Annotated in this window: 10 protein-coding genes; 5 read left to right on the forward strand and 5 right to left on the reverse strand. The window is 68.0% G+C overall.

Features of this window, described 5'->3' with window-relative positions:
- Positions 1 to 125: 125 nt before the first annotated feature.
- Positions 126 to 506, forward strand: coding sequence for a hypothetical protein (locus tag H0488_RS07835; protein WP_183098729.1), 381 nt, complete (start codon positions 126 to 128; stop codon positions 504 to 506).
- Here H0488_RS07835 and H0488_RS07840 read toward each other — a convergent pair.
- On the reverse strand, positions 490 to 981 hold the full coding sequence (locus tag H0488_RS07840; protein ID WP_183098730.1) for a hypothetical protein: 492 nt from the start codon (positions 979 to 981) through the stop codon (positions 490 to 492). The genes H0488_RS07835 and H0488_RS07840 overlap by 17 nt on opposite strands.
- 255 nt (positions 982 to 1,236) lie before the next feature.
- On the opposite strand from H0488_RS07840, the gene H0488_RS07845 reads away from it, so the two are divergent.
- Positions 1,237 to 2,115, forward strand: coding sequence for a nuclease-related domain-containing protein (locus H0488_RS07845; RefSeq protein WP_220794320.1), 879 nt, complete (start codon positions 1,237 to 1,239; stop codon positions 2,113 to 2,115).
- A gap of 16 nt (positions 2,116 to 2,131) precedes the next feature.
- Here H0488_RS07845 and H0488_RS07850 read toward each other — a convergent pair whose 3' ends face one another.
- On the reverse strand, positions 2,132 to 2,434 hold the full coding sequence (locus H0488_RS07850; RefSeq protein WP_183098731.1) for a hypothetical protein: 303 nt from the start codon (positions 2,432 to 2,434) through the stop codon (positions 2,132 to 2,134).
- A 196-nt stretch (positions 2,435 to 2,630) separates the two neighbouring features.
- Positions 2,631 to 3,467, reverse strand: coding sequence for a helix-turn-helix transcriptional regulator (locus H0488_RS07855; protein ID WP_183098732.1), 837 nt, complete (start codon positions 3,465 to 3,467; stop codon positions 2,631 to 2,633).
- Positions 3,468 to 3,596: 129 nt separating this feature from the next.
- Between H0488_RS07855 and H0488_RS07860 the strand changes: the two genes are divergently transcribed.
- On the forward strand, positions 3,597 to 4,538 hold the full coding sequence (locus tag H0488_RS07860; protein ID WP_183098733.1) for an SDR family oxidoreductase: 942 nt from the start codon (positions 3,597 to 3,599) through the stop codon (positions 4,536 to 4,538).
- A gap of 274 nt (positions 4,539 to 4,812) precedes the next feature.
- Positions 4,813 to 5,415, forward strand: a complete 603-nt coding sequence (locus H0488_RS07865) for a hypothetical protein (RefSeq protein WP_183098734.1) — start codon at positions 4,813 to 4,815, stop codon at positions 5,413 to 5,415.
- A 46-nt stretch (positions 5,416 to 5,461) separates the two neighbouring features.
- On the opposite strand, the gene H0488_RS07870 is transcribed toward H0488_RS07865, so the two are convergent.
- Together H0488_RS07870 and H0488_RS23975 are read right to left on the reverse strand one after the other, a co-directional pair.
- Positions 5,462 to 5,854: a hypothetical protein gene (locus H0488_RS07870; protein ID WP_183098735.1), complete on the reverse strand. Its 393-nt coding sequence runs from the start codon at positions 5,852 to 5,854 to the stop codon at positions 5,462 to 5,464.
- A gap of 363 nt (positions 5,855 to 6,217) precedes the next feature.
- Entirely contained in the window at positions 6,218 to 7,126 is a 909-nt protein-coding gene (locus tag H0488_RS23975) for an aminoglycoside phosphotransferase/kinase family protein (protein ID WP_246371609.1), read from the reverse strand.
- 51 nt (positions 7,127 to 7,177) lie between these two features.
- Between H0488_RS23975 and H0488_RS07880 the strand changes: the two genes are divergently transcribed.
- Positions 7,178 to 8,879, forward strand: a 1,702-nt coding sequence (locus H0488_RS07880; protein ID WP_312856248.1) for a thioredoxin domain-containing protein, incomplete at its 3' end; no start/stop codon positions are given.

An 8,879-nucleotide genomic window follows, 5' to 3' on the forward strand; every position in this document is an offset into this window, starting at 1 on the left:
TGCTTTGCTCCGGGGGCCGCCGGTCCTTGACGGGGTGCGATTCGGTCGACACCAAGACTCCCGAGGCCGACGACTCTGAGTCCTACCTCTACGACGCCGATGACCTCGATCGGCTACGCGTCGGCATGGACAAAGTCCAGAAGCAACAACGGCTACGACGGAGCGCTCGTCGGCTGGAGCAGATGCAACAAGAGCAGTTGCGTCCGCAGCGTCTCGGGATCAATTGGAAGGACGCCAGCGTCGGTTACAACGGGTACGTCTGCGGGCCGATCGCGTCCACTCGCTACGACGGCGACATCCAATTCATCAACCTCGGCAGGGACTATCCCGATCCCGCGAGGCTCACCATCGTCGGGTGGGAGGCTGCGGGGGAAGTCATCCGCTCAGGCCCCCCTCTAAACATGCCGGCCAGTGCCGTTTGCGCGAAGGGCACGGTCGTTTCGTATGACGGTGTCCGCCAGATTCAGATGCAGTCGTTCAAGGGTCGAGTCACGCCTGTGCAATAGGCGATGGAGCAAGGCCCTGAGTCGGGGCTCCGAACACGTCCTCGAGTTCCTGGCGCCGATCCTCCAGTTGGACCTCCAGATAGATGACACTCACCACGCTAAGAACGACCAGGAGTAGTCCTACCGCGCCGGTCACGATTGTGGTCCAGAGCGGTGCCTTAATGAGGAAGTTGGCGAGGGTCGCCGAGATGACGGCAATGATCGTGATAGCTGCGCCGGTCCAGTTGGTCCCGGTCCCCGTCATCAGACTGACTGACGCGTTGGCCATGATCAGGCCGATGATGCCGACCAGGAGGCCTGCCGCACCGATGGCGATTCCTGCTCCGAGGCGGCCAGCGTCTGTAGTGGCGTCCTTGACCCAGCCAGTCGGAGTCATGACGGAGCCCTGGAGTCTGGTTCCGAGCATGACCCAACCCTGCGTGGTCATGACGTGCCCGTTCATTACGGAGCCGATCGGGTAGGGGGGGTTGTCCATGGGGATGCTCCTTGGTGCGGGCGCCTAGCCCTGGTGGCCGCCGCCACAGACGGCGTCGACCCGGCGCGGCGAGCCTATCGCTCAGAGCCGGATCTGCCGCACGGACCGTGACAGTTCGTGGTGTTCACCGCCATTCGCAACGTATGCGTCACTTCGCCGCTTACACGCCGATCCAAAGTGACGCACAGAAGCGCCGCACACCCCAACTTGCTCATATCTGAGACGCATCGATTCGGCTCGGGCTAGCGTCGTGGAGTGGAACAGCAGCCGGACGAGAAGCGCATGAAATTGCGCTACGCCGGGACCTGCCGTATCTGCGATGTCGCGATCCCAGCGCGCGCTGAGGCCGTGTACGAGCGCGCGACCAAGACAGTTCGATGCCTTGTCCACGCCGATGCAACGTCGGCGGCACCGCCCGCGATCGATGACCCGACGACGGAACCGTCATCGGAGGGCGTTGGCGTCCCCGGGGCTTCAGCGAGGCGCGAGTTCGATCGTCGGCGTCATGCTCGAGAACAGCGAGTGCGAGCCAGGAACCCGAAACTCGGCGGATTGATTCTTGCTCTGAGTGAGGACCCGCAGAGCACGACGGCATGGAACACGGGGGCGCTCGGCGAGGAGCGGCTCGGCAACCGCCTCAATGAACTCAGCAACGACTCCCTCCGAGTGCTCCACGATCGACGCATCCCGGGGACCCGGGCGAACATTGATCATCTCGCCGTCACTCCGACCGGCATCTGGGTGATCGACGCAAAGAAGTACAAGGGCCGTCCCGCATTGAAGGCGCAGGGCGGCGTGTTCAGGCAGCGCGTTGAGAAGTTGCGGGTCGGCTCCCGCGACTGCAACAGCCTGGTCGACGGCATGCTTAGACAAGTCAACGTCGTTGAGAGCGTCCTGCTTCCAGGTGACCGCCCCGAGGGAAGTGGTCGGCCCTGGGGAGGGGTGCCGGTGCGCGGCGTCCTGTGCTTCGTTGATGCGGATTGGCCGCTCATCGGAGGTTCCTTCACCATCCGTGACGTCGACGTCATGTGGCCGAAAAAGCTCTACCCGCTGCTTCAGGCCGACGGGCCCTTGAAGGCCGCCGAGATCGTCGAGATCCACCGCCACCTCGCCGAGAGGCTCCCGCCAGCCTGACCCGCTCCTTCCGCCGCTACTTGTCGCCCGGGTACTCGACGCCGAAATGACCGGCGATCACCGCCGTCGTTTCGCAGCCCCATTCGCGTCGGTCATTCATCGGTACGCTCTCGTCGTCCATCGAGTCGCACTCACCGCCACCGGAGCCACAGTCGCGGTGAATTGCCAGGATCTTGCGTGCGAGCGGATCATCGATCGAGTTGAGGAGCCGCATCGCGCTGACCCAACGAGCCACCGGCGTGGGCCCGTCATCCAACTCATGGACGACATCCATGTGACGCCGTTCGCTGGCCTCTTCGTCGTACTCGTAGCGGGTCATTCGAGGACGTTACGACTTCCTATGCCTGGTGGGCTGCTACTTCCGGCCAATCGCCGGCTGAGTGGACGCCCGATCACAGAGGTCCCAAATCCGCGTCCTTTCGCCGCGAAGCGGGCACCGCATACAACTGGGTATGGCGCGCCCGCAGGTCGCGGCGAGCGGTCTCACGCCGTTGGGAGATCCTTCGCGAACCATCTCAGGGTGAGGCTGCCCCTACGACGTCGAGCAGCTGCAGCTTCTCGTAGCTCTCACTCCCGGGGACTGCGGTGTAGACCAGGAGCGAGTGCGACTGCCGCGGGTCCTGCAGGATTTGGCAGTTCAGCTCCAGAAGCCCGACAGTCGGGTGGCGGTATCGCTTGATCTCTTGAGGGGTGATGCCGACCTCGTGCTCCTTCCACAGGGCTCGGAACTCAGCGCTTCGGTCGAGCAGGTCGGCTGCGAGGCCGGCGGCCTTCGACTCGGGTCCGCGGATGGCGATCACGCCGCGCAATCCTGAGACATACATCCGTGACAAGTGGTCGTGATCCTCGGGCGGGTGGAGGTCCCGGGCCTCGGGCTGAGTGAACCACCGGTAGCCGATGCTCCGCGCAGGCCCGACATGGTGGGTCGAGTCGCCGACGAGGGCGACGCCGAGCGGGGTCTGCCGAAGCGTCTCGCCCAGCTCGGTCACGATCTCTGCCGGAGTGTCGGAGAGTCGGTCGAAGATCCGCAGCATCCCGGGACTCACGTGGTCGCCGCCGGCCCCGCGCTCGGGTGGCCGGTGACCAGCGAGACGGAACAGGTGGTCGCGCTCGTCGAGGGAGAGGTGCAGTCCTTGCGCGATGGCGGCCACCATCTGCTCGGAGGGCTGCGGGCCCCGCTCCTGCTCCAGGCGCGAGTAGTAGTCCGCCGACATGTGGCACAGCACCGCGACCTCCTCCCGGCGCAACCCCTTCGTACGACGGCGTCGCCCCCGAGGAAGCCCCACGTCCTCCGGTTGCAACGCCTCCCGCCGCACTCTGAGGAACGCGGCCATCGCGGCCTTGTCGGTCATGGCCCCATCGTGCCCGGTACGGCATCGCTCATCCACGGATCGACAGACCCTGGATGACGACCGTCTTGTCCCGGAGGGTCGATCCAAAGCAGCGACGACGTCGTTGGTGGACGGGACCGGGAGAAACACATGGCACGCAGGACGCTCGACATCACGATGCCGGACCTCGCAGGGAAGCGTGCGGTGATCACCGGCGCGAGCGACGGCATCGGCCTCATCATCGCGCGAACCATCGCCGGCGCCGGGGCGGAGGTGGTGATGCCGGTCCGCAACGCGGCGAAGGGCAACGCCGCCGTCGCCACCATCCTCGCCCGGCACCCCGAGGCGAAGCTCGCGCTGCACGATGTGGACCTGTCCTCGCTCGCATCCGTCGAGACCTTCGCCTCCACCTTGCTCGCCGAGAACGCACCGATCCACCTGCTGGTCAACAACGCCGGCGTCATGACACCGCCCGAGCGACAGACCACCGTTGATGGGTTCGAATTGCAGCTAGGCACCAACCACCTCGGCCACTTCGCACTCACCGCGCGCCTGCTCCCACTGCTGAAGGCCGGCGCCGCACGTGTTACCTCGCAGGTGAGCATCGCGGCCAAGCGAGGAGCCATCAACTGGCACGACCCGAACTTCGAGCGCGCGTACGACGGCATGCGCGCCTACCGACAGTCCAAGATCGCGTTCGGGCTGTTCGGTCTCGAGCTCGACCGCCGCAGCAAGGCCGCCGGCTGGGGAGTCACCAGCAACCTCTCCCACCCCGGCGTCGCCCCCACCAGTCTGCTCGCAGCCCGACCAGAGGTCGGCAGATCGACGGACACGCTGGGTGTTCGAATGATCCGCCGGCTGGCAGCACTTGGCTTGCTGGTCGGCACCCCGGAGAGCGCCGCGCTACCGGCCCTCCTCGCCAGCACCACGGCATCCCGATCCGGAGCGTTCTACGGACCTCAAGGGCCCGGCAAGGCAGGCGGACCTCCCGGACTCCAGGACCCGTGGAACCCCTTGACGAGCCCCGAGGACGCGGCCCGCGCGTGGGCACTCTCCGAAGAACTCACCGGGATCGGCTTCCAGACCAGCTGACCGGTACCCGCAGCTGTTCGCCGATTCCGTCAAACGCGGCATCCTCCCGTGCCGCCGACCGGGAGTAGGACGGCGCCCCATCTCGGCAGCACCTTGGCGCGGGCGAGGTCGACACAGAACACGAGGACAGTGAGCCCGAAGGCCACGGACGCGATCGCCTGCACGGTGCCGGATCCGCCGCGATCGGACTATGGCGTTGACGGGCAATGAGGAGTAGGCAGGAGCCACCGGCGGTGCCGGACCGGGCGCTGCCCCGTCCAGAGAGGAGCGGGCCGTGTACGCACGTTCAACGACGTTCCACGGAAGGCCCGAGAACATCGACGCAGGCATCAAGTTCGTCGAGACCGAAGCCGGACCCACGCTCGCCAAGACAGAGGGTTGTCGCGGCCTGTCGCTGCTGGTCGACCGCGAGAGCGGGCAATGCATCGCCACGAGCTCGTGGGCGAGCGACGAGGCTCTGCGCGCCAGCGATGACGAACTGCGGCCGCTCCGCGATCGCGGGCGGCAGATCCTCGGCGCCTCCATGCAGGTCGACGAGTGGGAGATAGTCGTGATGCACCGCGCAAGTCACGGCGAGTGCTGCCGGGTCAGCTGGCTGCAGGGTGACCTCGACACCATGACGGAGACGTTCCGCGTCGGGATCCTCCCCGAGCTGGAGCAGACGCCTGGATTCTGCAGCGCCAGCCTCCTGGTGAACCGGTCGGCCGGCCTTGGCTGCGCCACCACGGCCTGGGAGACCCGCGAGGCGATGGAGGCCAGCCGTGCGGCGGCGGACGACATGCGTCGCCGGGCAGCTAGTGAGGCAAGCGGCGAGATCGTCGAGGTTCACGAGTTCGACTTGGCGTACGCGCACCTGCACGTCCCTGAGATGGCCTGACGGCCACGTCGTTCGACCGAGCCCGTCCAGGCGGGCTCGGTTGCCGTCAGCAGCGGAAGACCCGCTCGTACGGGCTCCTGATCCACGCGGAGTGGTCGCCGTCGTCCTCCCAGATCATTGCAGCGGACCGCACGGAGAGGGCCTGGAACTGGCTGCAGTGCTTGTCGTAAGGCCAGAAGCTGCCGAGCGTCGAGTAGCTGGTGTGCTGCTCCCCGACAGGCCAACCCCAGCCGTTGACGTTCGCGCACCCGTTGTCCCGGTAGCTGAACGAGCCGATGTAGGCGTTGCGCCACGCAGTCCAGGATCCGTCGTTCCGCTGGTGCCGGAAGTCGAAGCAGATCCTGACGTAGTTGTCCCTCCCGCATGAGTCCAACCACTTGAAGCGGCCGTACCCGGAGACGTACCTCCCGTCGGTGATGTAGCCCCCGGCAATCAGCATCTCGATCGAACACCCGGACCAGGTTGCCGTCGGTATCGCCGCTGCCGGTTGAGACAGGGGTCCAACGAGGAACAGGGGGGCAAGCAGGGCAGCAAGTGCCCCCTTGCACCGCAGCTTCTTTCCCGACATCGACGCACCTTCTTTCGTGCCCCCGAGTCACTCGCCCAGTGGGCCGCTGTACATGCGAGATCCCGTTCTCGCGTAGGACTCAGATGCGTGGAGAAGGGTGACGTACCGGGCACGCAGGGAGAGCCGGTCGATGAATCTCTGATGACACCTGTGCTCGTCAGCGCGGCTGATCGCGCGGGGTGCGCCTCGAGACGATCTCCCCATGAACCGTCGCGCCCTCGTCCGCCGTTCACGTCAGCAGCGCGACAGGACTTCGTCCACGACCGGGCGCACCCGCTCGACGTGGGTGACCAGGCTGCCCATCAGGCGGTTCCTCGATGCGATGAGCCCCGTCGCGCCGAGGCGGTACAGCAGGGCGCGGATCAGCAGCTGGTTCCAGTCCTCGCCCGTCTCCCAGTCGTCCAGCTGCGCGAGGGGCGCGCCGCGAAATGTCACCGCATCGGTGACGGCCACGGCGTTCGCCATCGCGACCGGCCGGAAGTAGACGGGCCAGTCGATCACGGCAGCGGGCAGCCCGTCGGCGACCAGCACGTTGGGGAGGATGTCGCCGTGGATCGCCTGTCCGGGCGCGGTCACCGGGGCGAGGTGGTCGAGCAGGGTGCGGATCACGTCGAGGGTTCCGTGATCTCCTTCGGGCTCGGCCGCCTCCCAAGCCACCCGGTCTCCGAACGCCCACGGATCGTTGCGCACGTCCAGGAACGCGGGCCGTGGCAGGTCCTTGATGCTGTCGTGGAAGGCGTCGCTCGCCTCCCGGATCCGCGCCAGCTCGCGGTCGATCTCGGTGTCGCGACCGGGAACGAAGACATGGGCGCCCCACCCCTCGACCGACCAGTTCGTCCACTCAGCGCCTCGAGGTGCGAGGGGCTCAGGAACCCGTACGGCGTCACTGTCCCAGGCCGCGTAGACCTCGCACACCCAGTTGTGCTCCGGGACGTAGCCCACCGGCTTCAGCACCAACCGGCCGTCGGTCCAGGTGTAGCCGGCCCCACCGGCGAGCGGCCGCAGCGCGTCGTCGCGGACACCGAACGCGCGAATCGCAGCTGGGGTCGGACCGCTCCGACGCCAGCGGAACTCGGCGTCGTCGAACAACCGGATCGCTGCGGATGGCGGGGCGGTGGTGCCACCGGGCCGGCTGTGGTCCATCCGACGACCGTAGCGACCGGCCCGTCTTGGGGCCTGCGGGATCATGGTCGGGTGAACCGTCTTGGCGCTGCGACGAGCCCGTACCTCCTGCAGCACAAGGACAACCCCGTCGACTGGTGGGAGTGGAGCCCGGACGCGTTCGCCGAAGCCCGCCGCCGCAACGTGCCCGTTCTCCTGTCCGTCGGCTACGCCGCGTGCCACTGGTGCCACGTGATGGCGCACGAGTCGTTCGAGGACGAGACGACGGCGGCGTACATGAACGAGCACTACGTCAACGTCAAGGTCGACCGCGAGGAGCGGCCCGACGTCGACGCGGTCTACATGCAGGCCACCACCGCGATGACCGGCCACGGCGGCTGGCCGATGACCGTCGTGCTCGACCACGACGGTGCGCCGTTCTTCGCGGGCACCTACTTCCCGGACCAGCCGCGGCACGGCACGCCGTCGTTCCGCCAGGTGCTGGCCGCGCTCTCCGAGGCGTGGAACGAGCGGGGCGACGAGGTACGGCGGGTGGCCGGCCAGCTGCGCGAGCACCTCGCCCTGACCGGCGACCTGCCCTCCGGGGCGGTGGGGGCCGAGCAGATCGACGCCGCGGTCGAGAAGCTCGCGAACGAGTTCGACCCGATGGCCGGCGGGTTCGGCGACGCCCCGAAGTTCCCACCCACGATGGTGCTGGAGCTCCTGCGCCGGTATGCCCTTGGTTTCCAGGCTCGCAAGCTCGCACCTGAACCGGCGGGCGCCGCGCAGGCGCGGCACATGCTCGCCCGCACCACCGCGGCGATGGCCGGGGGCGGGATGTACGACCAGGTCGGCGGCGGGTTCGCGCGCTACGCGGTCGACCGCGGGTGGGTGGTGCCGCACTTCGAGAAGATGCTCTACGACAACGCCCAGCTGGTCGGCCTCTACGCCCGGCTCGGCACCGAGGCCGGTGACCGGATCGCCCGCGAGACCGCCGACTTCATGATCCGCGAGCTCCGCACGCCGGAAGGTGGCTTCGCCTCGGCGCTCGACGCCGACAGCCCCGACCCGGCCACGGGGAAGAGCATCGAGGGCGCCTACTACGTCTGGACGCCGGCCCAGCTGGTCGAGGTGCTCGGGGAGGCCGACGGCGCGTGGGCCGCCGAGCTGTTCGCGGTGACCGAGGGCGGCACGTTCGAGCACGGCACCTCCACCCTGCAGCTGCGCCACTTCCCTGCGGACGAAGCAGACCGGGCCCGGCTCGCCGACGTACGCCGTCGCCTGCTCGCCGCTCGCGACCAGCGACCGCGACCCGGGCTCGACGACAAGGTGGTGGCGGCCTGGAACGGGCTGGCCATCAGCGGCCTCTGCGACGCCGGGCTCCGCCTCGGCGAGCAGCAGTACGTCGACGCGGCCGTCGAGGCCGCCGAGCTCCTCGTCCGCATCCACCTCGACCCGTCGCCAACGTCGTCCGAGAACGCGCCGACCCGGCTCCAAGTTTCTGACGGGTCGATGCGGCGGGTGTCTCGGCACGGGGTCGCGGGACCGCACGCGGGGGTGCTGGAGGACTACGGCTGCGTCGCGTCGGGCTTCCTCGCGCTCGTGCAGGCGACCGGTGACGCCCGTTGGCTCGACCTCGCGACCGGGCTGCTCGACGCCGCGCTCGCGGGGTTCCGCGCACCGGACGGCGGCTTCTTCGACACCCACGCCGACGCCGAGGCCGTGATCGTCGGCGTGGCCCGCCAGCGCGACCCCGGCGACAACGCGTCGCCCAGCGGGTTCAGCGCGATGATTC

This window comes from Nocardioides pelophilus (assembly GCF_014180685.1).
Classification (GTDB): Bacteria; Actinomycetota; Actinomycetes; order Propionibacteriales; family Nocardioidaceae; genus Nocardioides; species Nocardioides pelophilus.